The organism is Brevibacillus massiliensis (assembly GCF_000311785.1).
Taxonomy (GTDB): domain Bacteria; phylum Bacillota; class Bacilli; order Brevibacillales; family Brevibacillaceae; genus Brevibacillus_C; species Brevibacillus_C massiliensis.
In genome coordinates this window covers 170059-196129 of the sequence record NZ_HE978535.1, presented here as the reverse complement: position 1 = coordinate 196129, position 26071 = coordinate 170059, and the positions used below count along the sequence as shown (strand labels likewise).

26 protein-coding genes, 2 tRNA genes and 1 pseudogene are annotated in these 26071 nt (G+C 54.7%); 8 read left to right on the top strand and 21 right to left on the bottom strand.

What is annotated here, in order from left to right; translation table 11 throughout:
* Positions 1–49: 49 nt before the first annotated feature.
* The 4 genes from lpdA to pdhA all read right to left on the bottom strand — a co-directional run bounded on the left by lpdA (position 50) and on the right by pdhA (position 4999).
* On the bottom strand, positions 50–1462 hold the full coding sequence (gene lpdA, locus HGBM_RS01020; RefSeq protein WP_019119244.1) for a dihydrolipoyl dehydrogenase: 1413 nt from the start codon (positions 1460–1462) through the stop codon (positions 50–52).
* Positions 1463–1465: 3 nt separating this feature from the next.
* Positions 1466–2851 (bottom strand): dihydrolipoamide acetyltransferase family protein, encoded by a 1386-nt coding sequence (locus HGBM_RS01015; RefSeq protein ID WP_019119243.1) that lies wholly within the window; start codon positions 2849–2851, stop codon positions 1466–1468.
* Between the two features lie 78 nt (positions 2852–2929).
* A complete protein-coding gene (locus tag HGBM_RS01010; RefSeq protein WP_019119242.1) occupies positions 2930–3910 on the bottom strand; it encodes an alpha-ketoacid dehydrogenase subunit beta in 981 nt (326 codons plus the stop codon).
* A 3-nt stretch (positions 3911–3913) separates the two neighbouring features.
* The gene (pdhA, locus tag HGBM_RS01005; RefSeq protein WP_019119241.1) at positions 3914–4999 is read right to left on the bottom strand and encodes a pyruvate dehydrogenase (acetyl-transferring) E1 component subunit alpha; all 1086 of its coding nucleotides are present in this window, start codon (positions 4997–4999) and stop codon (positions 3914–3916) included.
* Between the two features lie 267 nt (positions 5000–5266).
* On the opposite strand from pdhA, the gene HGBM_RS01000 reads away from it, so the two are divergent.
* The gene (locus HGBM_RS01000; protein WP_019119240.1) at positions 5267–6001 is read left to right on the top strand and encodes an alpha/beta hydrolase; all 735 of its coding nucleotides are present in this window, start codon (positions 5267–5269) and stop codon (positions 5999–6001) included.
* Between the two features lie 37 nt (positions 6002–6038).
* Here the strand turns inward: HGBM_RS01000 and HGBM_RS00995 are convergent, their stop codons facing one another.
* Positions 6039–6233 (bottom strand): hypothetical protein, encoded by a 195-nt coding sequence (locus HGBM_RS00995; RefSeq protein WP_019119239.1) that lies wholly within the window; start codon positions 6231–6233, stop codon positions 6039–6041.
* 125 nt (positions 6234–6358) lie between these two features.
* Between HGBM_RS00995 and HGBM_RS32350 the strand changes: the two are divergent.
* Together HGBM_RS32350 and HGBM_RS31415 are read left to right on the top strand one after the other, a co-directional pair.
* A pseudogene (locus HGBM_RS32350) lies at positions 6359–6682 on the top strand (response regulator); the annotation flags it as partial.
* Positions 6683–8044, top strand: a complete 1362-nt coding sequence (locus HGBM_RS31415; RefSeq protein WP_390620948.1) for a winged helix-turn-helix domain-containing protein — start codon at positions 6683–6685, stop codon at positions 8042–8044.
* A 41-nt stretch (positions 8045–8085) separates the two neighbouring features.
* Here the strand turns inward: HGBM_RS31415 and HGBM_RS00980 are convergent, their stop codons facing one another.
* The 6 genes from HGBM_RS00980 to HGBM_RS00955 all read right to left on the bottom strand — a co-directional run bounded on the left by HGBM_RS00980 (position 8086) and on the right by HGBM_RS00955 (position 12463).
* Positions 8086–8850 (bottom strand): ABC transporter ATP-binding protein, encoded by a 765-nt coding sequence (locus HGBM_RS00980; RefSeq protein WP_026074112.1) that lies wholly within the window; start codon positions 8848–8850, stop codon positions 8086–8088.
* Positions 8851–8900: 50 nt separating this feature from the next.
* On the bottom strand, positions 8901–9416 hold the full coding sequence (locus tag HGBM_RS00975; RefSeq protein WP_019119236.1) for an RNA polymerase sigma factor: 516 nt from the start codon (positions 9414–9416) through the stop codon (positions 8901–8903).
* Positions 9417–9461: 45 nt separating this feature from the next.
* Positions 9462–11357, bottom strand: a complete 1896-nt coding sequence (locus HGBM_RS00970) for an FtsX-like permease family protein (protein WP_019119235.1) — start codon at positions 11355–11357, stop codon at positions 9462–9464.
* Positions 11358–11600: 243 nt separating this feature from the next.
* Positions 11601–12152 (bottom strand): DJ-1/PfpI family protein, encoded by a 552-nt coding sequence (locus tag HGBM_RS00965; RefSeq protein WP_019119234.1) that lies wholly within the window; start codon positions 12150–12152, stop codon positions 11601–11603.
* Between the two features lie 136 nt (positions 12153–12288).
* Positions 12289–12364: transfer RNA gene (locus HGBM_RS00960), tRNA-Thr, on the bottom strand.
* A 6-nt stretch (positions 12365–12370) separates the two neighbouring features.
* Positions 12371–12463, bottom strand: a tRNA-Ser gene (locus HGBM_RS00955).
* A 124-nt stretch (positions 12464–12587) separates the two neighbouring features.
* Here HGBM_RS00955 and HGBM_RS32020 point away from each other — a divergent pair.
* Complete coding sequence (locus HGBM_RS32020; RefSeq protein ID WP_019119233.1) at positions 12588–12719, top strand: hypothetical protein; 132 nt, start codon at positions 12588–12590, stop codon at positions 12717–12719.
* A gap of 131 nt (positions 12720–12850) precedes the next feature.
* Entirely contained in the window at positions 12851–13153 is a 303-nt protein-coding gene (locus HGBM_RS00945; protein WP_019119232.1) for a HesB/IscA family protein, read from the top strand.
* 93 nt (positions 13154–13246) lie between these two features.
* On the opposite strand, the gene HGBM_RS00940 is transcribed toward HGBM_RS00945, so the two are convergent.
* Genes HGBM_RS00940 through ahlS form a run of 3 tightly spaced genes read right to left on the bottom strand, consistent with a single transcriptional unit; the run spans position 13247 to position 16687 of the window.
* Entirely contained in the window at positions 13247–14695 is a 1449-nt protein-coding gene (locus HGBM_RS00940; protein ID WP_019119231.1) for an aldehyde dehydrogenase family protein, read from the bottom strand.
* A 47-nt stretch (positions 14696–14742) separates the two neighbouring features.
* Positions 14743–15828 carry a zinc-binding dehydrogenase gene (locus HGBM_RS00935; RefSeq protein WP_019119230.1) on the bottom strand — a complete coding sequence of 362 codons (1086 nt, stop codon included), beginning with the start codon at positions 15826–15828 and terminating at the stop codon, positions 14743–14745.
* 25 nt (positions 15829–15853) lie between these two features.
* Positions 15854–16687: an AhlS family quorum-quenching N-acyl homoserine lactonase gene (gene ahlS, locus HGBM_RS00930; RefSeq protein ID WP_019119229.1), complete on the bottom strand. Its 834-nt coding sequence runs from the start codon at positions 16685–16687 to the stop codon at positions 15854–15856.
* A 291-nt stretch (positions 16688–16978) separates the two neighbouring features.
* On the opposite strand from ahlS, the gene HGBM_RS00925 reads away from it, so the two are divergent.
* A complete protein-coding gene (locus tag HGBM_RS00925; RefSeq protein WP_019119228.1) occupies positions 16979–17209 on the top strand; it encodes a PAS domain-containing protein in 231 nt (76 codons plus the stop codon).
* A 16-nt stretch (positions 17210–17225) separates the two neighbouring features.
* Positions 17226–18332, top strand: coding sequence for a sigma-54 interaction domain-containing protein (locus tag HGBM_RS00920; RefSeq protein ID WP_019119227.1), 1107 nt, complete (start codon positions 17226–17228; stop codon positions 18330–18332).
* An 18-nt stretch (positions 18333–18350) separates the two neighbouring features.
* Here the strand turns inward: HGBM_RS00920 and HGBM_RS00915 are convergent, their stop codons facing one another.
* The 3 genes from HGBM_RS00915 to yneA all read right to left on the bottom strand — a co-directional run bounded on the left by HGBM_RS00915 (position 18351) and on the right by yneA (position 21265).
* Positions 18351–20570 (bottom strand): HelD family protein, encoded by a 2220-nt coding sequence (locus HGBM_RS00915; protein ID WP_019119226.1) that lies wholly within the window; start codon positions 20568–20570, stop codon positions 18351–18353.
* A gap of 136 nt (positions 20571–20706) precedes the next feature.
* Positions 20707–20895, bottom strand: a complete 189-nt coding sequence (locus tag HGBM_RS00910) for a DUF896 domain-containing protein (protein WP_019119225.1) — start codon at positions 20893–20895, stop codon at positions 20707–20709.
* A 58-nt stretch (positions 20896–20953) separates the two neighbouring features.
* Positions 20954–21265, bottom strand: a complete 312-nt coding sequence (gene yneA / locus HGBM_RS00905; RefSeq protein ID WP_019119224.1) for a cell division suppressor protein YneA — start codon at positions 21263–21265, stop codon at positions 20954–20956.
* A 151-nt stretch (positions 21266–21416) separates the two neighbouring features.
* On the opposite strand from yneA, the gene lexA reads away from it, so the two are divergent.
* On the top strand, positions 21417–22040 hold the full coding sequence (gene lexA / locus HGBM_RS00900) for a transcriptional repressor LexA (protein WP_019119223.1): 624 nt from the start codon (positions 21417–21419) through the stop codon (positions 22038–22040).
* A gap of 115 nt (positions 22041–22155) precedes the next feature.
* Here lexA and HGBM_RS00895 read toward each other — a convergent pair whose 3' ends face one another.
* The 4 genes from HGBM_RS00895 to HGBM_RS00880 all read right to left on the bottom strand — a co-directional run bounded on the left by HGBM_RS00895 (position 22156) and on the right by HGBM_RS00880 (position 26034).
* Positions 22156–22641, bottom strand: coding sequence for a DUF456 domain-containing protein (locus tag HGBM_RS00895; RefSeq protein ID WP_019119222.1), 486 nt, complete (start codon positions 22639–22641; stop codon positions 22156–22158).
* Between the two features lie 228 nt (positions 22642–22869).
* Positions 22870–24204, bottom strand: coding sequence for a type I glutamate--ammonia ligase (gene glnA, locus HGBM_RS00890; RefSeq protein WP_019119221.1), 1335 nt, complete (start codon positions 24202–24204; stop codon positions 22870–22872).
* A 48-nt stretch (positions 24205–24252) separates the two neighbouring features.
* Positions 24253–24657 carry a MerR family transcriptional regulator gene (locus HGBM_RS00885; protein ID WP_019119220.1) on the bottom strand — a complete coding sequence of 135 codons (405 nt, stop codon included), beginning with the start codon at positions 24655–24657 and terminating at the stop codon, positions 24253–24255.
* Positions 24658–24759: 102 nt separating this feature from the next.
* On the bottom strand, positions 24760–26034 hold the full coding sequence (locus tag HGBM_RS00880) for a methionine gamma-lyase family protein (RefSeq protein WP_019119219.1): 1275 nt from the start codon (positions 26032–26034) through the stop codon (positions 24760–24762).
* Positions 26035–26071: the final 37 nt, after the last annotated feature.

Here is a 26071-nt window from a genome sequence, read left to right as displayed (position 1 = left end):
CCTTACAACAATGGGAGAAGGGATTGTCCCCTTCTCCCAGCTATTATACCTATTTATTTAACACATGGATAGGGTGTCCAAGCGCCATTTCTGCCGCCTCAACCGTCACCTCGGCCAAGGTCGGATGGGCGTGGATGGTCAGCTCGATATCTTCGAGCACAGCCCCCATCTCGATGGCAAGCCCCATCTCCGCGATGAGATCGGACGCTCCCGGCCCGACGATCTGCGCTCCGAGCAGGACATGCGTCTCTTTGTCGGCGACCAGTTTGATGAAGCCTTCACCCGCGTTGACCGAAAGCGCGCGGCCATTGGCGGCAAACGGGAAGCGGCCGGAGATGATCTCGAGTCCTTGCGCTTTCGCATCACTTTCGCTCAAACCTACGCTGGCGATTTCCGGATCGGAGAAGACGACGGCTGGAATCGCCTTGTAGTCGACTTCTGCCGGTTGTCCGGCAATCGCTTCCGCCGCGACCTTGCCTTCATAAGAAGCTTTATGCGCCAAGGCCGGCCCTTCGACGATGTCGCCGATGGCATACACATTGGGAATGCTGGTCTGACCCTGTTTATCGACGACGATATAGCCTTTGTCCGTCAGCTTCATGCCGATGTCGCGAACACCAAGTTCATCCGTATTGGGTCGGCGGCCCACCGTGACGAGCACGTATTCCGCTTCAAAGGTCTTGGCCTCGCCTTTCACCTCAGCCTTGACGGTCACGCCGCTCTCCGTCTCTTCCATTCCTTGAGCCAATGCCTTCGTGTGGATTTCCACGTTGCTTTTCTTCAGCTTCCGTTCAACCCAGCGCGTCATTTCCGCTTCAAATCCGGGAAGAATGCGGTCGCCGCCTTCGAGAATCGTCACTTTTGCACCGAAACGGGCGTACACGCTCCCCAATTCGACGCCGATGTAACCGCCGCCGATGACGATCAGGCTCTTCGGCACTTCGGTCAGGTTGAGCGCTTCCGTGGAAGAGAGGACGCGCTTGCCAAACGGGAAGGCCGGCAGCTCGATCGGACGAGAACCGGTTGCAATAATGCAGTGGTTAAACCGGTAGCGGTTGACATCGTATCCGTGGAAGACGCGAACCTCATTTTCGTTGACGAACAGCGCTTCTCCCTCGATCACTTGAATCTTGTTTCCTTTAAAGAGCGAGCTGACGCCGCCGGTCAGTTGTTTGACAATGCCCGCTTTCCACTCCTGCACTTTGGCGAAGTCTACTTTCACGTTCTCGGCGGAGATTCCCATCGCCTGTGCGCTCTGCATCTCCTCATATGTGTGCGAGGCGTGAATCAGGGCTTTGGAAGGGATGCAGCCCACGTTGAGGCAAACGCCTCCGACAGACCCTTTTTCCACGACGGTGACGGTTTTGCCGAGCTGTGCCGCGCGGATCGCCGCTACATAACCGCCCGGTCCTGCACCGATAACCAGTACGTCGACTTCAGTCGTAAATTCTCCCACTACCATGTGTTATCCCTCCATGACCAGCAGTGTCGGGTTTTCCAACAGCTGTTTCAGGTAGTTGACGAAGCGCTGTGCCGGTTCTCCGTCAATCAGGCGGTGGTCAAAGCTCAGCGACAGCGACAGGACGGGAGCGACCACGATCTCGCCGTTTTTCACCACCGGTTTTTCCGCGATGCGGCCTACGCCGAGGATCGCTGCCTCCGGATGATTGATGATCGGGGTAAAGAACATTCCCCCGGCAGAGCCAATGTTGGTGATGCTGAAGGTAGAGCCTTTCAGCTCGTCAGCCGACGCTTTGCGGTCGCGAGCCTTTACGGCCAGCTCGGAGATCTCTGCCGCAATTTCAAAGATGGATTTGCGGTCCGCCGCCTTCACAACGGGAACGAGCAGCCCGTCGTCGGTAGATGTGGCAATGCCGATGTTGTAGTATTTTTTATAGATAACTTCTTGTTTTTCATCATCAAGCGAGCTGTTCAGTTCCGGGAACTTTTTCAGCCCGGCAACGACAGCTTTCACGATGAACGGCAGGTAAGTGAGTTTGAGGCCCTTTTCTTCAGCCAGCACTTTTCCTTGCTTGCGCAGTGCGACCAGTTCGGTCACGTCCACTTCGTCGAAAATCGTCACGTGCGGCGCAGTATAGGCCGACTTGACCATCGCTTTGGAGATCGCTTTGCGGATGCCTTTCAGCGGTACGCGCTCTTCCAATTCGCCCGCTTGCGCCGTGTAGTGCACGGTCGGAGCCGCTGCCGCAGCTGCCGGAGCAGTTGGAGCTGCCGTCTCGGCTGCCGGTTGTCCCGCGGCTGGCGCTGGTGTTGGTGCCGCTGCCTGCGCCGTACCGCCGGAGAGGAAGCTGTCCACATCCTGCCGCGTGATCCGGCCCAGCTTGCCGGTGCCCGGCACCAGTGCGATGTTCACGCCCTTTTCCCGCGCGTATTTGCGCACGGACGGAGTCGCCAGCACATGCTTGCGATCCACCGGAGCAGCAGTCGCCACAGCCGTGGCAGCTGCTGCCGGAGTGTCAAGCGGTTTGTTTGCGTTTTCGCTGATCTGTGCTCCAATGTCACAACCCGGCTCCATACCGCCGGCTGCCGGTTCGCTTTTCTCCTCTGCCGCAGGCGCTTCCCCGTGCACCGGCAGATTCGGCACTTCCCCTTCCGCCTCGAATACGACCAGCGTATCGCCGACGACGGCAACGGTTCCTTCCGAGACTTTCAGCTCCAACACTTTTCCTTTTACAGGGGATGGAATTTCCACGACAGCTTTGTCATTTTGCACTTCCAAAATGACTTGGTCTTCCTCTACCGTATCGCCCTGTTTCACGTGCCACTTGACGATCTCGCCTTCGTGGATTCCTTCCCCGATATCCGGGAGTTTGAATTCAAAACGACTCACACGTGTTCCCTCCTATTCAAATTCGCTTTGCAGCTCGCGGAAAAGAAGGCGGAAAGCACTCTTTCCGCCGTTATATCATTAAAAGTCCAGTACTTTATTCAGTGCTTCAACCACTCGTTTCGCATCCGGAAGCCAGATGTCTTCTGCCTGGGCAAACGGGTAGACCGTGTCCGGAGCAGTCACGCGCAGTACGGGAGCCTCCAGATGCAGGATGGCTTTTTCGTTGATTTGCGCAATGATCTCAGCGGCGACGCCGGAGGTTTTTTGCGCTTCCTGGACGACGATCGCACGGTTCGTCTTTTGTACCGATGCGATGACCGTATCCATATCGAGCGGATTGATCGTGCGCAGGTCGATTACTTCGGCCTTGGCTCCGCGCGCCTTTTCCAGCTCTTCCGCCGCTTTCAGGCTGGTGTGAACCATGGCGCCGTAGGTGATGATCGTCACGTCGCTGCCTTCGCGCACCACGTTGGCCTTGCCGAGCGGGATGGTGTACTCCCCTTCCGGCACTTCGCCGCGGAACGAACGGTACAGCTTCATGTGCTCCAGGAAAATGACCGGATCGTTGTCGCGGATGGCAGAGATCAACAGCCCTTTGGCATCGTATGGCGTGGAAGGAATCACGACCTTTACGCCGGGCGTTTGCAGGAACAATCCTTCGAGAGAATCGGCGTGTAATTCTGGCGTCTTCACCCCGCCGCCAAACGGCGAACGGAACGTGATCGGGCTGTGATAGCGCCCGCCTGAACGATAGCGCATCCGCGCTGCCTGTGAGGCGATAGCGTCAAAGGTCTCAAATACAAACCCGAAAAACTGGATCTCGGCAACCGGACGGAAGCCGTTGATGCCCAAACCGACTGCAAGCCCGCCGATACCGGATTCAGCCAAAGGAGTGTCGAATACGCGGTTCTCGCCAAATTCAGCCTGCAGGCCGTCTGTGGCGCGGAATACGCCCCCGTTTTTCCCAACGTCTTCCCCGAACACAAGTACTGTTTCATCGCGCTTCAATTCGGTGCGCAGCGCATCCGTTATCGCTTGAACCATTGTCATCTGTGCCATCGGTTACTTCGACTCCTTCTCCAGGTATTCTGCCTTCTGCGCTTCCAATTCTGCCGGCAGTGTTTCGAACATCACGTCAATCAAGTCGGTCACTTTCATTTTCGGGTATTCGTCCGCTTTCTTGATTGCGTCGGCAACCGCCTGTTTCGCTTCTTCGATGACCGCTTCTTCGTCTTTTTCGCTCCACAGCCCTTTGCCTTCCAGGAACTTGCGGAAGCGGATCAAGGGGTCGCGCTGTTCCCACTCGCCCTGTTCTTCTCCGGTACGGTAGCGGGTCGGATCGTCTCCGGCCATCGTGTGCGGGCCGTAGCGGTAGGTCAAAGCTTCGATCAAGGTAGCTCCGTCGCCGGCCAGGCCGCGCTCTTTCGCTTCTTGAACCGCTTTGTACACCGCGAGAATGTCCATTCCGTCCACCCGTGCGCTGGCGATACCGGCAGCTTTTGCCTTTACGGCGATGTTTTCGGCGGCCGTCTGCTTTTCGAATGGAACCGAAATCGCATAGCCGTTGTTTTGCGAGAAGAAGATGGCAGGAAGTTTGTAGACTCCGGCGAAGTTCATACCCTCGTAGAAGTCGCCTTGAGAGGTGGCTCCGTCACCGAAGTAGGTAATCGCCACGCGTTTTTCGTTGCGCAGCTTGAAGCCCATGGCCACCCCGCTCAATTGGGTACACTGGGCAGCGATGATAATTTGCGGCATGAGAACGTTTACGCCCTCTGGAATTTGACCACCATGTACATGACCGCGAGAATACAGGAAGGCCTGATACAGCGGAAAACCGTGCCAGACCATTTGGGGAATGTCGCGATAGCTGGGGAGGATAAAGTCTTCTTTGGAAAGGGCTGCCTCCGAACCTACCATCGCTGCCTCTTGTCCGGCAACAGGAGCGTAGAAGCCGAGGCGTCCTTGGCGGTTTAAGCTGATCGCGCGTTGATCCCACACGCGGGTAAACACCATTTTACGCATTAATTCACGCAGTTCGTCATCAGATAACCGAGGCATCATCTCTGGTCGAACGACCGTACCGTCTGGCGCCAGAATTTGCAACAGATTGTTGTTGCTGGCTTGCTCTACAGCGGTTGAAACACTCATCATCTTCACCTCTTGGATAAAATAGAGTGGAAAAACATGGGAAAAAGGCCCGTTTTCAGCAACCGTTTTCATTTCTGTTATAGTGCAGTGATGTTATCTGTTCATATTGTTGCAACAGCGCTATAACAGGCTTTATTTCTACCCTGTTATCATTTAATATAAATTCTGTATCATTTTTTTTCAAGCGTAAAACTGCAACTTCGACAAAAACGGCTCTGATGCTGTTCCTATCTACCAATCAAGCCTTGCGAACCGAGGTGTGTGCTTATGACAGATTACATGAAACGAACCATCGTCAAAGAAGAGGTGCCGAGCAGGATACTCGGGGAGTCGCGACCGGTAAAAGTATACCTTCCTCCCGGATACAACGACATGCTCTCCTACCCTGTGCTTTACTGCCAGGACGGCAACGACTTTTTTACGATGGGGCGGATCGCCACGATCGCCAACAAGCTGATCCTCGAAGAAAACATGCAGCCAATGATCATCGTCGGCGTATCCGTCGAACGCAGGAAGCGAACGAGCGAATACTCTCCGGTCGGAGAGCTTAACGCCTTCTACAAACAGTTCTTCGCCACGGAGCTGCTCCCTTATATCGAATCCAACTTTCCGATCAGGCGCCAGCCAGAGGAACGGGTCTTGGCCGGCGATTCGCTTGGCGGAACAGTCTCGCTGCACCTGGCGATGGATTATCCCGATCTGTTCCACAACCTGCTATCGCTCTCCGGCGCATTCCTCTTGCCGACGATAAAGGGCATCCGCATGGCGGCCGACATGCCCCGCCTGAACGCCTGGATGATCGTCGGCCTGCAGGAAACCAGTGTGGAGACCCACATGGGGACGTTTGACTTCGTTTACTGGAATCGGGAGGCAAAAGAAGCGCTGGAGCGGAAAAAAGTCCGCGTCACCTATGCGGAGCTGCGCGGCGAACACACGTGGGGCCTGTGGCAGCAGGTGCTCCCGAACGGTCTGCGCCACTTTTTCCCGGCAACCGGCTTGTGACGAAATACAGCTATGTACGAAGCGGGAGGGGGTATTTTTAGTAGACCCCGTTGATCTCCCGGATATCTGCATAATCGTAACGGCGGCCATCGCGCATGACGATTCCCTGGTGGTTGGCGTGTTCAATCTCGCCGGCCACCTGTTGTTCATTGGTCAGCACAATGTTGACGATCTTGCTCTCGTCCCGGTGCAGCTGTTTTTGCACCAGCTCACGCTGCTTCGCGGATATCAACTGTGACCCTCCTTTGGCAGAAAGTGTTTGTCTCTAGTATCCCAACTCCCGCACTTGTTTAACCCCGGATTTGCCCTTGGACCGCCGAACGCGGCCATACATGACCAGGATGAGGTGGTTGAACCATGTACACAATCATGATCGTCGAAGATGACTTGAAAATAGCAGAATTGCTTCGGGCCCATATCGAAAAATACGGTTATCGGGCCGTTATCGCAAAGGAATTCGGCAGGATCCTCGCCCTGTTTGGCGAGGTGAACCCTGATATGGTCCTGCTGGATATCAACCTGCCGGAGTACGACGGGTATTACTGGTGCCGACAGATCCGCAGCCAGTCCAAGTGCCCGATCATATTCATCTCGGCCCGGGCCGGAGATATGGACCAGATCATGGCCCTGGAAAACGGAGCGGACGGCTACATCGCAAAACCGTTTCACTATGAAGTCGTCATGGCCAAAATCCGCAGCCATTTGCGCCGCACCTACGGGGAGTATGCCTCTCGAAATGAAGAGCGCGTCATCGAACAGGCCGGGCTCACCCTGTACCCGGAGCGAATGGAAGCTGGCTTGCACGGCAAGGCCGTATCCCTCACGAAAAAGGAGTCAGATTTGCTGGAGATGTTGATGAGCCGCTATCCGCGTGTGGTCAGTCGGGAATCGCTGTTGGAAAAACTGTGGGACGATCAGTCGTACGTCGACGACAATACGCTGAACGTAAACATTACCCGCGTCCGCAAGAAACTGCAGGAACTCGGCATTGAGGATGGCATTGAAACGGTTCGGGGCTCTGGATATCGCTTGACAGTTTCGTGGGGGGGAAGACAGGTGAAGCTTTTCGTTCGCGAGTCACTTCCCCTGTTCTTCGTCAATTTGGCCCAATTGTTTATCATATCGTTAACCTTTTGGCTGTCCGGCGCCGGGAACACGAAGATCGCCCTATACGCCATGTTTCTGGGGATTTTCCTGCTCGTTTGCTACCTCATCTACCGTTATCTAAGCAATCGTTATTTTTATCAGCGTTTGTCAACTCCGCCTGAATCATTGGAAGAGTTCTCGGAGCCGGTTGGCTGGGGGCCGCTCAACCAGGCGCTGCATCAGCTTTTGCATGGCCGCCTGTACCAGGCCAAGATCCACGAATACGACCGCAAAAAACGGGAGCACGTGACGTTTATCTCCCAGTGGGTCCATCAGATGAAAACGCCTCTCTCCGTCATCTCGCTGACTGTACAGGAGGAGGACGACCCGCGTGCCCAGAGCATCCGGGAAGAGGCTGACCGGCTTGCCAAGGGCCTGGAAATGGTACTGTACGCGACCCGGATGGACGTGTTCGAGCAGGACTTTCGCGTTGAGCGAGTCGTGCTGCGGGAACTTGTTCACAAGGTGATCCAGGAAAACAAGCGGCTGTTTATTCGAAATTACGTCTACCCGGATTTGCAGGTGGAGCCCGGCCTGACAGTGGAATCGGACGCGAAGTGGCTGTTCTTCGTCGTGGGTCAGCTGATCACCAATGCCATTCGCTACTCGTCCGGGAGCCAGCAAAACGTCACTGTCTCCAGCACAATCCGCGGTTGCGACGTAGTGCTGGAAGTTCGCGATCGCGGCGTCGGCATTCCTTCAGGTGACATCAAGCGCATCTTCCGTCCCTTTTTTACCGGCGAAAACGGCCGGGTTTTCCAGGAATCGACGGGCATGGGGCTGTACCTGGTGAAGGAGATTTGTACACGCCTCAATCACCAGGTCGAGGTGGAATCTGAAGTGGGCGTGGGAACGGCCATGCGCATTGTGTTTCCGCATGCCGTTAAGCAGCGGTAAGAAAAGCTTCGAATGAAACCTTCCCGAAAAAGTAGCCGAGCTCACAGGCGAACTCCTGACAAGTCGGCGGCATTCCCGCCTAGGAGCGACAGCACGTCGATGATCTGCTGGAAGAAAGCCTGGCGATTTTCTCCGCGGTGAATTTCGTTGTACAGTTCTCCGTCCTTGATGAAGACGACACGGTCGCAGTAGCTGGCCGCCAGCGCATCGTGGGTGACCATCATCATCGTGGTGCCGTCTGCCCGGTTGATCTGCTCCATCGTTTCCAGCACGTCCCGGGATGCTTTGGAATCGAGGTTTCCCGTCGGCTCATCGGCCAGAAGCAGCTTGGGAGCGTGAATGATCGCCCGGGCAATGGCGGTTCGCTGCGCCTGACCGCCGGAGATTTCGTAGGTCCGCTTGTCGAGGATGTGTTCGATGCCCAGCTTCGCTGCCGCCTCCGATACCCGCCGGTCCATCTCTTTCACGCTGACACCGTCCAGCGTCAGCGGCAAGACGATGTTTTCCCTGACAGTCAACGTATCCAGCAGGTTGAAATCCTGGAACACAAAACCCAGCTCGCGCCGACGGAACAAGGCCAGCTGGCCCCTTTTCAACTTGTGGGGGTTTTTCCCGTCGATCAATACCTCCCCCGACGTCGGCGAATCTATCGTCGACACCATATTGAGAAACGTCGTTTTTCCACTGCCGGATGGACCCATGATTCCGACAAATTCTCCCTGCTCAACCGTCATATTGATGTTGGTGAGGGCTCGGTACGAAACCTTCCCTTCGTAGATTTTTGTGACATTGACCACCTGCAGCATGTCCATCTGTCTATCTCCTTCCTCTTTTGACCGCTTTATTTGTCATCCATCTAGGCCATCGATCCCGCTGCCTGCCTGTAGTGATGGATAAACTGTTTTCTCGCCCGAAAAATTTTGATCTTGACGCTGTTCGAAGAGCATCCGGTCAATTCGGCTATCTCTTGGTAACTGTATCCGTAATAGTCTCTGGCGATAATGACGTTTCGGTAGTGATCGGGCAATTTCCCCAGCACCTGCCGGATCTCCTCGGTCAGTTCAACCTCCCGCTCAAAGGCTCGGCCCGCCTGCAGCTGGCCGATGGTTTCTTCGTCCTCGTACAAGGCCGGCTTGGCTTTCCTCCAACAATCGATCAGTTTGTTCCTGGCGCTCCGCTTCAGATACTGTTTGGAATATCGCAAATCGACCAGCAGATCCGATTTATTGATCAGGGTGGCGAAGACATCCTGAATGATGTCCTCTATCAGCTGCTTATCTGGCGTCTGGGCCGAGAGGAAATTCAGCAAATACCGGTAATGCTCTTTGTACAAGTGTTCAATCTGCCGGACTCGTTCCATCCGTTGATCCATTTTGTATCACATTTCCTTTCTTCCAATCGGTTCACAAAGGCTTCATCAATAGACCGCTTCCTTGATTTGCCGCAGATACATCGACCGAACAAACAGGAAATAGACGATTTGCACCAGGAAGAAGCTGCCCAGCACGATCGCGGATGACGTGAACACGGTGTACTGGAGAAGGTTGTGCAGCGCGACGAACGCGACTGAACTGTGAATCACCGCCACAATCGTCGGTACGAAGAACAGCAGCAGCAGCTGAGTTGTAATCACCTTGCCCAGTTCACGCTCGGTAAGGCCAATCTTGACCAGCGCCCGGTACTGCCGTTTATCGTGCTCCAGATCGGTGTAGAGCCGGAAGTAGAGAAAGCTTCCTGCCGCGACAAAGAAAATGACGCCGACAAACAGGCCGACGAACAGAACGGCACCAAATGTCTGATTCACCAGCAACAGAACAGAAGCCAATGCAAAGAAGCTGTATGCGTCACCATAGCCGATCGCCTCTTCCAATGTCATGCCAACTCCCGCCGTATCCGCCAGGTTATCTACTTGAAAGCCAAAGAACGTTTCGTTTGTCCCGGATGCAGACGCCTCGGAGTAAAACTGATCGGAGACAACGAGTCCAATCGCCCATGGGCCGAAGGATTTGATCACCGTTTTCTCAACGGCACCTGTTGTCTGTACGGACAGCCCGCTTTCCTTTAATTTGATCGTCTCATTGGCGGTCTGCGGGCCGGCCGCTCCCCCCAGCTCCTGTCCAGTCGGCAGCAGCAGGGCTTCGCTGCCCTTTACTTCTGCCGTCGGATACCCCAATGCCTGGGCCAGCCGATTGTAGTCGGACAGTCGCAGCAGTACGACATCTCGATCGGTTTTTGCATTCGTCTGGTGGTTCAAAACTGCCTGCACTTCTTTGTACGGGATGTGGTGTTCGGCCAGTCCTTTTTCGATCAGTGACACGTGCTTCTCTTCCTGTGGGTTACCCGCCTCCGAAAAGTAGCTGATCGCAAAAGGATTCGCTGCTGTCTGCACCTCGATGATCATGTTTTTGAATCCCGCCAGTGACCCGATGGCGCAAAAGGCCACGGTGGAGACAATCGAAACCAGGAAAAACATGCGGGCGTTGTCCTTCATGCGGTAGGCCAGATCGGACAAACTGAGCAGATTGGTCTTATGCCAGTAGAACAGGCGATTTCGCTTCAGCATTCTGATGACAAACACGTTGAGCTGAGTAAACATAAAGTACGTGCCGATAATGACGATCACGATAACAGGCAGCATGGCTACGACCACTTGCACCTGCTGAACTGAAAAGGAGATGACATACCCTGCCAAGATGAGCACAGCAGCCAGCAAGGACAACGGTACAGATGCCTTCGGCTCGCTCTTCGGCTTGCTTCTCCCCTTCAAAAGCTCGACCAGCTTGCTTCCGCGAACGAACGCCGCAGTAAATACCGAGATAAACAGAAAAAGAACGGTAAACGAGATGGACGTAATCAGTACGGCAGTCCAGGACAGGTAAAACGGCAGCGCCTCCGTCTTCAGCACATAGGCCGCAGCCAACAGGAACAGCTTGGAGAAGATCAGGCCGACTCCGATCCCTACAGCGATCGCTGTGAGACCGATGATCATGTTTTCCAAAAAGATGAGGCGCTTCAACTGTGCCGACGACATCCCGTGCATCATGAGAATCCCGAATTCTTTTTTGCGCGACTGCAAAAATGCGCTCATCGAGTAAAATACAAAGAAAATGGAAAACAGGTAGATGATGTATTCCGATACCCCCATGACCTGCGCGGTCGTTGCCCCAATTTCCTCGCGCTGCAGACCGGGGTGAAACACGAACATGGCGAAGATGAAAAATACCATTACAGAAAACGCGCTGCTGAAAAAGAACGCCGCGTATGTACGCTTGTTGCGCGTGACGTTGCGCAGCGCGAACTGGCTAAAGGTCATCACAGATTCCTCCTGACACCTGTATTGATTTCGTCGTTGATATGATCAGCATGACTTTATTGTAATGAGGAGGCGGATCGATTCCCATCGAATAACCTTACAGCAACCTTACATATTTGTAAGCTTGCGCAAAATCGCCCATAGAAAAATCCCTTCCGAAAAAAAAGCCGCCGCTTGCAGACGGCTGTTTCTTCAAAAGGGATCGTTTTGGTTGACTGATTTTGCAGCCATTCCCGGCGAAAATTACCGGAGCAGGCGGATAAACTCGCGCATGAAGCCGGGCAGATCAGGCCAGGCGTGACCGGAAACCAGCTTGCCGTGAACGTGCAGAGTCTCCGTCTTGTACACGGCGCCGCACGCCTCGACATCGGGGCGGCAGGCCTGGTAAGCCGTCATCTCCTTGCCCTCCAGGTGTTCTTTGACCAGCGCCAGCACCTGTGAACCGTGGCAGATCACGGCAACGGGCTTATCCGCCTCAAAGAAATGGGCGACGATCGGCTTCAGGTGTGGATTCAAGCGGATGTACTCCGGAGCCCGTCCCCCGGGGATGATCAGGCCGTCAAACTCTTCCGGACGGACATCTTCAAATGCGATGTGCGAAGGAAGCTGGTAGGCGGGTTTTTCCGTGTAGGTCTCGCTGTGGGCCTCAAAATCGTGGCAAACCGTGTGGAGGGTCTTTTTGGTCGGCGAAGCGATCACCGTTTCAAAGCCTTCCTCCAGACAGCGGTAATACGGATAAAAAATCTCTAATGCCTCGACCGCATCACCAGTGACAATCAACACCTTTTTACTCATCCACAGGCCTCCTCTTGTGTTTTTGCATTCGTATCCATGTTACCAGATTTCTCCTTCCAGGGCCAAATTCCTGCACGGCCTGCCGGACGAAAAAAAGACACCTGAAACAGGTGCCGCATTGAAAGTTTTGAAGAAGTGGTGCCGGCGATAGGACTTGAACCCACAACCCCCTGATTACAAGTCAGGTGCTCTACCAATTGAGCTACACCGGCAGATTCTGGCGGATGGGGTGGGATTTGAACCCACGAGGCGAGTTATCCCCGCCTACACGATTTCCAATCGTGCTCCTTCGGCCTCTCGGACACCCATCCAGTTGCGGAAACGACAAGATTTAGTCTACTATGTTTGTTTCTGAAAATCAAGATTCTTTTTTTAGAATTTGCGGGATGATTTCTAGCATTCTGGGCAAAATGTTGTCTGAAAGGAGGATGAGCAATGGATCCCAACCGCTATATCGAGATTTCGGACATGCCCATGTACGACCTCTACGAGCTGTCTTATCCCCCGCGTGATGAGGAAATGTACAGGGACGAGATGATTTGGACTGACCTGACAGAGCTGATCTGAATGCCGGCGGCGCGACCGATTGCGCCGCTTCGCTTTTTATGGAACGTTTGCGAAATGGAGATGGCAGTGGCGCAAAGCCGGACAACTTTGATAAGATAGAGTGAAGTCATATTTACGAGGAGAATGTTTGCATGAAATGCAAGATTACGCGCAATGCGGCCAAAAAGCTGCACGAGGTGTTGGAACAAGAAGAAGACAAGACGCTGAAACTGCGTGTCTACGTCACTCATAAACACGGCAGTCACGCCCATTACGGAATGGCGTTGGACGTTCCTACCGAGAACGATCTGGTCGTCTCGACCGACAAAGGCATTGACCTCATTCTGCAGAAAGACGAAGAACTGCTGGACGGCGTGGTCGTCGATTACCTGTACCTGCCGGAAGAGGGCTACGTCATCTCCAACCCGAGCAAAGGAAACCACGGGGATCACTAGAAATAACGCCGCAAGGCCAGTTCCCCGGCGCAAGATGTGTATCCAATCAAGGACAGCCAAGCTTCCTTGATTGGATACCTACATCTTTGCTGCCTACAAACTGATCTTGATGGCAATATTCTTCACTTGCGTGTAGTATTTCAACGCCTCCAGCCCCTTCTCCCGGCCAAAGCCGCTCTTGCGGTATCCTCCAAAGGTCATCTCTACTCCGCCGCCGGCTCCGTAGTTGTTTACGAATACCTGCCCCGCTCTTAGCCGCGCTGCCAGCCAGTGCGCCTTGTGAATGTGATTCGTCCAGATGCCCGCAACCAGTCCGTACTCTGTGCCGTTGGCGATCGCCAGTGCCTCCTCGATGGTATCAAACGGCAGGACGACCAGCACCGGTCCAAAGATCTCTTCTTGGGCCAGCGGACTCGATGCCGATACGTGATCCACAACCGTCGGTTCAAAGAAGAAACCCGCACCCGCTGACGGACAGCGCTGGCCGCCGATGCGAATCGCCGCCCCTTCCGTCTGGGCGACACGCATGTACGATTCGATCCGCTCCAGCTGTTTTTGCGAAATAATCGGTCCCACATCCGGATTTTCCAGGCCCGGACCGATGCGCAGCTGTTTCATTTTTTCAGTCACCAGCGCGACAAATTCTTCGCGGATCGATCGTTCGACCAACAACCGCGAACCCGCTGAGCACGTCTGCCCCGCATTTTGAACGATCGACCGAACCACCCATTGGGCCGCTTCATCCATATTGGCATCCGCAAAGACGATGTTGGGAGACTTTCCGCCCAATTCCAGGGTGACCGGCTTGATGTTCACAGCTGCTGCCTTCATCACTGCAGTCCCGGTGGCGACCGATCCGGTAAACGTAATGTGGTCGATGTCCGGGTGGGCTGCCAGCGGCGCTCCCGCCTCTGTCCCAAACCCGGTGACGACATTTACCACCCCGGCTGGCACGCCAGCCGTTTCGGCGAGCTGCGCCAGTTTCAGCGCGGTGATCGGGGTGTCCTCCGCCGGTTTGATGACCATCGTATTCCCCGCCGCCAGGGCCGGGGCGAGACTGCGCGCGGCGATTTGGATGGGATAGTTCCAGGGGACGATATGGGCGGTGACGCCAAGCGGCTCCCGTACGGTATAATCCAAGACGTCGGGGCGAACGGGAATCGTCTCCCCGAGGATTTTGTCGGCTACCCCCGCGTAGTACTCACAGTAGCGGGCTGCCACTTCTACATCTGTTTGGGCCTGTGACAGCGGTTTTCCAGTGTCAAGCGATTCCAGGCGGGCCAGCTCAGCCTGCTGCTCGCGTATGAGCTGCGCCATCCTGTACAGCATCCGTCCTCGTTCCGCAGGCAGCATCTCCTGCCAGTCCCGCGATTCAAAGGCGGTCCTCGCCGCCTTGACTGCCCGATCAATATCCTCGCTTCCCCCCCGCGGAACCTCGGCAAGCGGTTTGGTTGAAGCCGGGTCGATCGAGAAAAATGTCTCCCGCGAAATACTTTCTGTCCACTCTCCGTCGATATACATCTGCATGCGTTCCACTGTCATCAATCTCTCCCTCCGACGAACGATTCACAGCCTTGTTCTTTGCATGTCTATTTGACAATGATGGATGCTCTCGTAATCTCCCGGCTGGCTGATTTGTCCAAGGCAACACCGATTTCTTCCAGGTGGAAATCCGCGTCAAGCATCTCTCCGAACGGGTATTTCCCGATCGTTCTGGAGAGGAACGCGAGCGACTTGTTCAAGTACCAGGGGTCATACCGGATGACCGGAATGATCTGAATCGACTTGCGGGTCATCAGTCCGGGGTCAAACGGGGCCAATTGTCCCGGTGAGATATTGCCGATGCTGACGTATCTGCCGCCCATTCTGAGCAGGTGGATGCCCTCCAGGAATGCTGCCGGCACCCCGGTCAGTTCCATGGCGACGTCAGCGCCTTTGCCTCCCGTGATTTCGTTGACAGCGTTCACCCGCTTCTCAAGCGTATCGTATTCCTGCAGATTAATCAGATAATCGGCGCCAAACGCTCGCGCTTTTTCCAAACGGCTTGGCACGGCGTCGATGACAATGACAGTCGCGCCAAACTCTTTTGCCAGAGCGCAGGCATTCAGCCCAAGTCCCCCTGCCCCCTGGACCACCACGGCGTCCCCGTAGTGAACGTACGCCTTCTCCAAGCCATAATACACCTGGGAAAGCGCACAGTTGGCGCTGGCTGCAGCGGCATCCGGCACATTTTCCGGAACCTTGTAAAAATACTGGTCAGGGTGAATGTAGTAATGCGTGGCAAACGAACCGTGAAAATGGGGCGCTTCTTCAGCGTCTTTGGTCCAGTACTTGTACGCGTTCTCGCAAAGGTGGAACTGACCCTGCTGACACGACCGGCATCTGCGGCAGGTCAAAAAGTACGCAGCGGCGACGCGGTCGCCTACCTTCACCGGATTGCCGGCGTAGTCGGTTTCTACCCCTGCTCCCAGCCGTTCAATTCGCCCCACCATCTCGTGGCCCATCACTCCGGACTTCTTTGTCGGATGGTGTCCCTGCCAGATGTGGAGTTCCGAACCGCAGACATTGGTGCGAACCACTTTGACAAGCACGCTGCCGGGTCCGGCCTCCGGCAGTTCGTACTCGGCAAACTGGAGTTTTCCCGGCTCGGTCATGATCGCTACTTTTCCTTTCATCTCTTTCCCTCCCCGCCGCTGGCGCTTATTCGTAGTATCCTTCCGTCGACTTGATAAACTGTTGGAACTGTTCGCTGTCATGGCCAAACCACACCTGTGAATGGGTTCGGGCGGCATACGCTTTAATCCGCTCCACGGTATTGACAAAGCCGATCGAATCGTAGATGATGCCGGGTATTTTCACCGGCGGCCCGTAGTTTTGCGCCGAGTAGACCGCATCGGACGCCAGGATGATGCCGCCCGCTCCGGGCAGTTGAACATGCAGCCCCAGCAGGCCCCAAGCGTGGCCGGAGCCAAAGTTGAGGATTTTCACGCCCTCAGCCAGCGGCACCTCGTCTTCTCCCGGCTTGATCGGATGCCAGTTGAGGCCGTTTTTTACCCATGCGTCGATATCGGCCCAGACATAGGCTCCCATGTCCTTGTTGATCGCGTACGTTTTCATCGTGTTGGCCAGTTCTGTCTCGTGAACGATGATGGTCGCGTTCGTAAACAGTTCCAGACAGCCTGCATGGTCGAGGTGCAAATGCGAAGCGACCACGTACCTGATATCCTCGGGGCGTACTTTCAACTGTTCCAATCGGTTGATCAGATAGCATTCTTCCGCTGCATAGTAGGGGAACAATTGCTGCACCCCTTGCGGCCAGCGGCCCTGCTCCCCCATTCCCTCCGGATTGCAGCCGGTGTCAAAGAGAATTTTTCCTTCCGGATGATCGATCAAGACAGCGTAGACAGGAAACTCGACAAACTCAGCCGGGGTGTTGGGATCGAGTACTGAAGCCGGTTTATGCATTGCCACCATAAATCCTTTATCCATTTTCATTCTGCCGGTGTCCAATACGTACAATTTCGGTTTTGCCATCGCCGTACTACCTCCCTGATTTCAAATTTGCCGACACGGACCAATTAGTCTGATACGCCAAGCAGCTCCGGTTTTTTTCGGTAGATCACCCCCTGACGTGTTCACACAACGTAAATAGCAAGCTGCGTGCCAAAAAAAACAAGCCAAGAAAGCCAGGATGCGGCGAATAAATTCGAATATTGTGTATAATTGCACCAATAGAGGGACTCGTACGGACACCAGTCGCGGTGCTCTGCCACACCAGCTGGTGCGTGTCTACACCACTACTCTATGATGAAAGGAGAGGTGTTTATGAACAAAGGTTCCATGTCCGTATCCCGCGCGGCCGTTCTGGAAGGACTGCTTCACACCTGCAGCAGCGGAATCATCGCCATCGACCGGCAGACAAACATCATCCTGTTTAACGAAGCGGCCGAGCGGCTCACGCAACTGCCGAGAGGAGATGCCATGTCCCGGCCGATCCAGAGTGTCATCCCGGATGTGTCCCTTCCCTCTGTCCACCTCTCATCCGGTGAGAGATGAACGCGGGAACATCTGCATGGTTGTCAGCAATGTTCGCGATATTACCTACCTGAAGGCGCTGGAGGAGGAATTGGCAAAAGCGCGGGAGCTGAACGAGACCTTTTCCGGAGAAATCGCCCACTTTCGCCACGTAGACTCGTCCGAAGCAACAATCGTCTACCACAGCGAGACGATGAAAGAGATCGTGCGGCTGATCTACCAGGTTGCCGCGTATCCGACGACCGTCTTGATCAGCGGGGAATCCGGGGTGGGAAAAGAAGTGATTGCATCACTGATCCACCATCACAGCCCGCGGGCCAAGCAGCCGTTCATCAAAATCAACTGTTCGGCGATACCGGAAAACCTGCTTGAATCGGAACTGTTCGGCTATGAACGAGGGGCGTTTTCGGGTGCGTTAAAAAACGGAAAACTGGGGCTGTTCGAATTAGCAGACGGCGGAACCATCCTGCTCGATGAGATTGGCGATCTGCCGCTTAACCTGCAGGCCAAGCTGCTGCGAGTCCTGCAGGAGCGGGAAGTGCGTAAAATAGGCGGAACCAAAACCATCCCGATCGACATCCGGATCATCTCCGCGACAAATCGTCAGCTTAAGGACCTGGTAGACAAGGGAGAATTTCGCGAGGACCTGTTCTACCGGCTCAACGTCATCAACCTGCATATCCCGCCACTGCGCGACCGCAAAGAGGATATACCGCCCCTGTTCGCTTACTACCTGAAAAAATTTTGCAAAGCGTACGGCATACAAAAATCGATCACGCCCGAAACGATGGAATACCTGCAGTCCTACCACTGGCCGGGAAACATCCGGGAAATCCGCAACCTGATGGAAAACCTGATCGTCTCAACCGTATCGAACGAAATCACACCGGCCCACCTGCCCAGCTACATGAAGCAAACCCTCGCAGCCCGGTCGCCAAATGAACCTGTTCCCGCCGTGCCGCATGAAAAAGCCCGGCGGAATGCCGGGCTGAAAGAAGTGCTCAGGCAAACAGAACAAGAACTGATCCGCGAGGCGCTGCAGCGGCATCGCAGCGTGCGGCAGGCGGCAGCAGCGCTGCAGATCGACCATTCCACACTGCTTCGCAAGATGAAGAAATTGACCCGGGAGCCCTTTCGGCTGTAGAGGGGACAGGGGAGCGCTTCACGCGAGGCCGGACAGGAGCGGCGTCGGGCTCTGGATGGCATAGAGAAGCAAGCGGTGCACAGGGCGGGTCATCGCGACGTAGAGCAGTTTGGCATCCTGCTCGTTTAGCCCGTAGTGAGCTTCGTCGGCGTCAAGCAGGATGACCACGTCAAACTGCAGCCCTTTGGTCAGATAAGCGGGAAGAATCGTCACTCCCCCGGGGTATTCCGCATCCTTGTATCCTAAAAGCCGCACTCCCTCCAGCTGGGGCATCAGGGCTTTAAAGGCTTTTTTCCCCTCCGAAACGGTTTTCGTGACGATCGCAATCGAGGCGTATCCCTCGCTTTGGTATTGTCCAACCTGTTTGACCAGATCGCCGAACACCTCGGACTGCGTACGGAGGCGCAAGAACACCGGCTTTTCACCGTGGCGCAGGACGGGCTTGGCGAAGGTGATGCCGCTGAGATTGCCTCGCTCCAGGACGTGGTTGGCCCAGTGCATAATCTCTACGGTCGAGCGGTAGCTCTGTTCCAGGGTGTAGAATTCCTGGGAGTGACCGGCAAACAGCCCGTCAGTCATCTCCGCCCAGCTGTGCATGCCGCGGTACGAATGAATGCCCTGGGCCATATCGCCGACGATCGTGACCGAGCTTTGCTTGGTCATCAGGGTAATCAGCGCGATTTCCAGAACACTCAGGTCCTGTGCTTCGTCAACGACCGCGTGATCAAACCGTCCCAGCTTGTCCAGACCCTCAAACAGGTGTTTGAGGTAGAGCAGAGGAGCCAAGTCTTCCGCTTCCAGCCGCTCTTTGGCAAAAATCTCCACAGAAGTCTGTACGACGGACTTCACGGTCTCTTCACTGACTGATCCGGGAGCAGCTTGGCGGAGGCTGCCCGGGTCAGACATCAATTCGATGTAGGCAGGAAAGAACGCAAAGCTCGGCCACTGCTCGAAATAGCCTTGAACGATCTGCTCCAGCTGCGATTCAAACTTGGTGAGCGCCCTTTTGTCCAAATCGATCTTATGTTCCCGCATATAGGCGAAAAACTGCTTATTCATCTGCTGTTTGAGGTGCTTGTACAGGGTTTCGACCCGCTCCTTGAGCGGCTGCTGTCTGTACTCTTCTACGAACAAACGGCGGATTTCCGTTCCCGAGATCTCAAAAACCTGCATCGTCTTCTTGTACACGAAGCGGAGCGATTTAAACGGTATCCGTTCCAGGATAAGCTTTTGCACATAGGTTTCGATGGTCTGACGACAGGCCAGCGAGCCCTTGAACCCCATCCGCTGCCGGGCCGCTTCTGCCTGCTTAGGCGGGACGTCCGGCTCAAAAAACACCAACTGGGACCGTGACGGATCAAATATCCGCCACCCCTTGGGAAAATCCTTCTTCAGCAGTTTTACCGCCCAGTCAAAAAACGTGGTCTGCTGGACGTCTTCTACCCCCAATTCCGGGAGAACGTCGGATATGTAATGTAAAAAAAGCCGGTTGGGAGCGAATACCATAAACTTCTTCGATGACATGACGTGATGGTAGTTGTAAATCAAATACGACAGGCGGTGCAGGGCGATCGTCGTCTTGCCGCTGCCGGCTACCCCCTGGACCACGACAGGATGGTTTTTTTCCGCGCGAATAATGCTGTTCTGCTCGGACTGTATGGTGGCGACGATGTCCTTCAAACGGTTGTCGTTTGTCTGGTTGAGATGGGAAGCGAGAAATTCGTCGATGTACCCCTCGTCGAGAAACTCGTCAGGCGCCCCTGCTTCCCGGTTGATCGTTTCTTTTAGCGCTCCGTCGTAGATTCCCTTGATCTTCCCGTCTTCAATCGCGAAGTTGCGCTTTAGCGTTACTTCCCCCCTGACGATTCCTTGCGGGGTGCGGTAGGAAGCCTGTTTGCTCTCTCCGCTGTAATACAGGCTGGCGATCGGAGCGCGCCAATCGACCACGACGGATTGAAAGGTATCGCTTTTGACCATTCCCCGCTTTCCGATATACACCCGATCCCGTTCAAAGGTTTCATCCCGGGTGAAATCGATTCGGCCGAAATACGGCTTTGGCCGTGCCTGTTCCAAATAGCGCAGCTCTTTGGACTGGGCGGCAAGCACGACCTGCTTCACGTAGTCATCCGTTGCTTCCTTCAGACCCTCGCGCAGATCGTCTATTTCTTTATCGATGACAGCTATCGTCTCGTCCAAGTGCAATTGTTCATCCTGAAAGGCCGGATGGCGGACTGTCACGGTACCTCCTCCTTACACACGGCATGGTTTCCTTTTTATGGTATCAAATGGAGCGGGGCAGCGGCAAATGCATCTTACTGACGGAAAATCCCCCTCATCCCGAATACATGGACCGGAATGAGGGGGTGCGCCGCTGTCAATGCTTTATATCGTTCTCATCCACAAAGCGGATTGCGTCCAAATTGGCCTTCAATGAAGTGCGAACGGCAGCGATGTACTTCTGCCGAAGCCGCTGCTGTTCCTGTTTTTCCTCGTCAGTTAGTCCTGATTCCTTCGACTTTTTCGCCAACTCGTTAATCCTCTTGATCTCCGCGTCAGTAACCACATCTGTCCCTCCATCTTTGCATCGTCTGTCTATTATAGCACACGGATGGCCGCTCGTTTTACTTTTGTACGGGAATGATCAGCGTCTGGCCGGGATAGATCGTCGGATCCTCCAGATGGTTTACATCTTTGAGCAATTGGACGTAATCCCGAATGTCCACTTTATCAGGGTCGTGGTACTCGGCTGCCAGCTTCCAGAGGCTGTCCCCCTCCTGTACCGTCACTTCCATCCGAATAGCCGCCTCCGGCTCGGAAGCAAAGACCAGATCGCTTAATATGTAGAGGATAAAACAGAAAGTTAACATCATCAATAAGGCTTGTCCGCGCCTGATTCCCAATCTGCCCCGGCGTTTATGTACAGTGTTCATCATAAAACAACACCCCGCAAACATTTGTTCTGTATTTGTCTCTATCATAATGCGAACATGTGTTCATGTCAACAAAAAAATCGAACTTATGTTTGTCGAACGCAAGATCCCATGGTATAATGTAGAAAAAGATCAGGAGAATTGAGGTGTCACGATGTCCAAGCTGTCCCAACGTCAGCAGGCAATTATCGACTTTATCCGCAAAGAAGTGAAGGACAAGGGCTATCCTCCATCTGTGCGCGAGATTGGTGAAGCCGTCGGACTGGCTTCCAGTTCCACGGTTCACGGCCACCTGGAACGACTGGAAAAAAAGGGGCTGATTCGCCGCGATCCGACCAAACCCCGAGCGATCGAGCTGCTGCAGGAAGGCGGCCGTTTCCAGGACGAGTTCGAACAGCCTGTCGTGCGCGTTCCAGTCGTCGGCAAAGTAACAGCGGGTCAACCCATTACGGCAATTGAAGAGGTAGAAGACTACTTTCCCCTGCCGGAACACATCGTTTCGTCTGACAAAGTCTTCATGCTGCGAGTCTCCGGAGACAGCATGATTGAAGCGGGCATTTTGGACGGCGACTACGTCATCGTACGCCAGCAGAGCGTAGCCGACAACGGCGACATCGTCGTAGCCATGACGGAAGACGACGAAGCGACAGTGAAGCGCTTCTTCAAAGAGAGAACCCACTTCCGCCTCCAGCCGGAAAACGCGGCTCTGTCCCCGATCATCCTCGACAGCGTGTCGATACTGGGCAAGGTGATCGGTGTGTATCGCATCATTCATTAATGCAAAAACGTTCTTCAAAAACACAAGGGCTGTACCGAAAGCGGACGATTCCGCCTCACGGTACAGCCCTGTTTTGCATTGTCTTCTCTGTTTGCTCCCTCTTTCCCCGGGACGGTCAGATCGCGATGAAAAACCAGATGATCATGATAATCTGGACAGCCACCTTCATCACGGCACTGCTGAAAAAGGCGACAAGCGACCCCAACCCCGCCTTCAACGCCCTGTCTGCAGGCTGATTCTGGAAAAACATCTCGATGGCAAAGACGATCAAAAAGGGGAATATGATGATGCCAAACGGCGGGAAAATCATAATGCCCAGGATGACACCCGCAATCGCCCCGAGGGAAGACCACTTGGAGCCGCCATACTTTTTCACGAAGTACATGCTCATCAAAATGTCGGCGCCGAATATCAGCACGCTCAGCACAGCCATTCCCCACCAGAACGAAGCAGGCAGACCCGCTCCCGGCTCGGCGATGGCAAACTGGTACAGCAGGAAGCCTCCCCAGAGAAGCAGGGTATCCGGCAATACCGGCATGAACACACCGGCGATACTGATCACAAACAAAGCAACCACGATCATCCACAATAGTATCTCCATCCCGCTGCCTCCTTTCCTAATACTCTCCCCCATTTTTACGAACAAGCCGGCATAAAAGTTACAGATTCTCGCAGGCCAGAATAGCCCGCCAGGAACGAGTCGGACTGTCTGCCTTAGTGAAAAATACCCCCGGGATTGCCACGATGGAACCCATTCCGAAAAAAATTCCGCCATTCACCCACACAAAAGAAAAACCCTCACACCTACAGGCGCAAGGGTTTCTTCCCATCAATACATCGTCATGTACTGCTCGCGCTCCCAGTCGTGGACACGGGTGCGGAACATATCCCATTCGATTTCTTTCGCTTCGATAAAGTGAACCAATGCGTGCTCGCCCAGCGCTTCGCAAATCACCGGATCGTCCTTCAAGCATTCGATCGCTTCTTTCAACGTAGCCGGCAGGTTGGCTACACCGTTTTCTTCCCGCTCCTGCTCGCTCATCACGTAGATGTTGCGATCGACGGCCGGAAGCAGCGGCAGTTTTCGTTTAATGCCGTCGAGTCCTGCTTTGAGCATGACTGCCAGCGCCAGATACGGGTTGGCTGCCGGGTCGGGATTGCGGACTTCGATCCGCGTGCTCAGGCCGCGGGAAGCGGGAATCCGCACGAGCGGCGAGCGGTTTTTGCCTGACCAGGCCACATAGCAGGGAGCTTCGTATCCAGGCACCAATCTCTTGTAGGAGTTGACCAATGGATTGGTGATCGCGGCAAAACCGCGGGCGTGAGCGAGAATTCCTGCCAGATAGTGTTTTGCCGTGACGCTCAGGCCGTACTCATCCGACTCGTCGTAGAACGTGTTCTCGTTTCCGGAGAACAGCGATTGGTGTGTATGCATCCCGGAGCCGGCAACGCCGAACAGCGGCTTGGGCATAAAGGTGGCGTGCAGCCCGTGTTGGCGGGCAATCGTCTTGACCACCAGTTTAAAGGTGAGGATTTGATCGGCTGCTTTCAGCGCGTTCGCATATTTGAAGTCGATCTCGTGCTGCCCGGGAGCCACTTCATGGTGGGAGGCTTCTACCTCAAAACCCATTTTTTCCAGTGTCAGCACGATGTCCCGGCGGCAGTTTTCGCCCAAGTCGAGCGGCGCGAAATCAAAGTATCCGCCCTGGTCGTTCAGATCCAAGGTGGGATCGCCCTTCTCATTTAATTTAAACAGGAAGAATTCAGGTTCGGAGCCTACGTTGAACTTCGTAAAGCCCATCTCCTCCGCTTCTTTCATCGCCCGTCTGAGGATGTAGCGCGGATCCCCCTCAAACGGTGTACCATCCGGATTGTAAATGTCGCAGATCAGGCGAGCTACCTTCCCGTGCTCATTTCCCCAGGGAAAAACAACCCAGGTGTCGAGGTCGGGATACAGGTACATGTCAGACTCTTCAATGCGGACGAACCCTTCAATCGATGAGCCGTCGAACATCATTTTGTTGTCCAGCGCTTTCGGGAGCTGTGACAGCGGAATTTCTACGTTTTTGATCATCCCCATTAAATCCGTAAATTGCAGGCGAATAAAATTGACGTTTTCCTCTTCTGCCAAGCGCAAAATTTCTTCTTTCGTGTAACGGCTCATGGTTTTTCTCCTCCTGACTGGATTCTCTATCTATTTCTTCACCAGAAATCAGTGAAAAAATCGTGAAAGTTCGCCGCGGTTCAATACCGGCTCGTGCGTAAGGGAAGGATTGAACAACTGCTGCTTCAGCAATTGGCGCAGCTCCTTGTCGCTTAGTTCTTTCTTTGCCGCTTTCTCCTTCGGTGCCGACATGGCCTGCTTTTCTGCAGCCGGCGGCATCTTCAGCACCTGCTTGATCCCCGCGATGTTCAAGCCTTTATCCAACAGCTCTTTTATTTCGAGCAGCCGGTCCACATCGTTGAAGGAAAACAAACGCTGCCTGCCTTCCGTTCGGGCCGGTTGGATCAAACCGTTCTGCTCGTAATAGCGAATCTGTCTGGCGGTTAGCTCTGTAAGCTTCATGACGATACCTATGGGAAAGAGAGCCATGGCGCGACGATCCTGATCACTCATGCGTTACCCTCCCCTATCCTGTTCCTTGTTTTTCATTCTACATGAATGTCACCTTTCATGTCAATGCATGTTAGGAAAATTAACATCAGATTTGAAACGGCTTCACTCGGGCAGGTCAAGCAGTCCTTTTACCAGCAGTTCATCCAGCGCTGTAAGGATTCCCACCTTTACGTGGGAGTAGGTCAAGCCCCCCTGTACAAAGCCCAGATACGGCGGACGGATCGGTCCGTCTGCCGTAAATTCAATGCTGGCGCCTTGGATAAACGTGCCCGCCGCCATGATGACCGGGTCCTTGTACCCCGGCATGTCGCTGGGCTGGGGCAAAACGTGAGAGTCCACGGGAGAGGCTTTCTGAATCCCCTGGCAGAAGGCGATCAACCGTTCAGCCGAACCGAATGCGACGGATTGAATCAAGTCTGTCCGCGGATCGTTCCAGAGCGGGTTGGTCCGAAAGCCCAGCCGCTCCAGCAAGGCCGAAGAAAAAATCGCCCCCTTCAGCGCTTCGCCGACGACGTGCGGAGCCAGGAAAAAACCTTGATACATCTCCAACAGGGAGTAGAGCGACGCTCCTCCTTCCGCTCCGATGCCAGGCGCCGCCATTCGATAGGAAGCGAGGCGGACCAGTTCCTCCCTGCCCACGATATATCCGCCGGTCTTGACAATCCCGCCGCCCGGATTCTTGATCAGCGAGCCGGCCATGATGTCTGCCCCCGCTTGCAGCGGCTCCCGCTCTTCGGTAAACTCGCCGTAACAATTGTCGACAAACACGATCAGCTTGGGATTAAGCCCCTTTACGAACGAAATCATCTCTTCCAGCTTGGCGATGGGAAAGGATGGACGGTCGGCATACCCGCGCGAACGCTGAATGCCGATCACCTTCGTCGCCGGTGTCAACGCCCGGGCGACGGCGTCAAAGTCGACCTCTCCCTCCGCTGTCAGCGGGATCGCCTGATAGCCGATCCCGTACTCCTTTAACGAGCCTTGTCCGTGTCCTCGGACGCCGATCACCTCCTCCAGCGTGTCATACGGCTTGCCGGTGATGTACATCAATTCGTCGCCGGGGCGCAGCAGACCAAACAGCGAGATGGCAATCGCGTGCGTGCCGGAGACGATTTGCGGCCGCACCAGCGCCGCTTCCCCGCCGAATACGTCGGCATAGATCGCTTCCAGGGTGGCTCGTCCGACGTCGTCATACCCGTAACCGGTAGACGGTGCAAAATGAAATTCGTTTACCTGGCGGGCCTGAAATGAACGCAGCACCTTCAGCTGATTGTAATCAACCAGTTTGGCAATCTCCCGGTGCCGCTGCTCGATCAGCTTTTCCACCTCTTCGACGATCGGCCGCAGTTTTTCTCCGTGTGTGAATAAATGAAACATGGCGTCCTCTGTCCTTTCTTCGATGGATGTGCAGCGC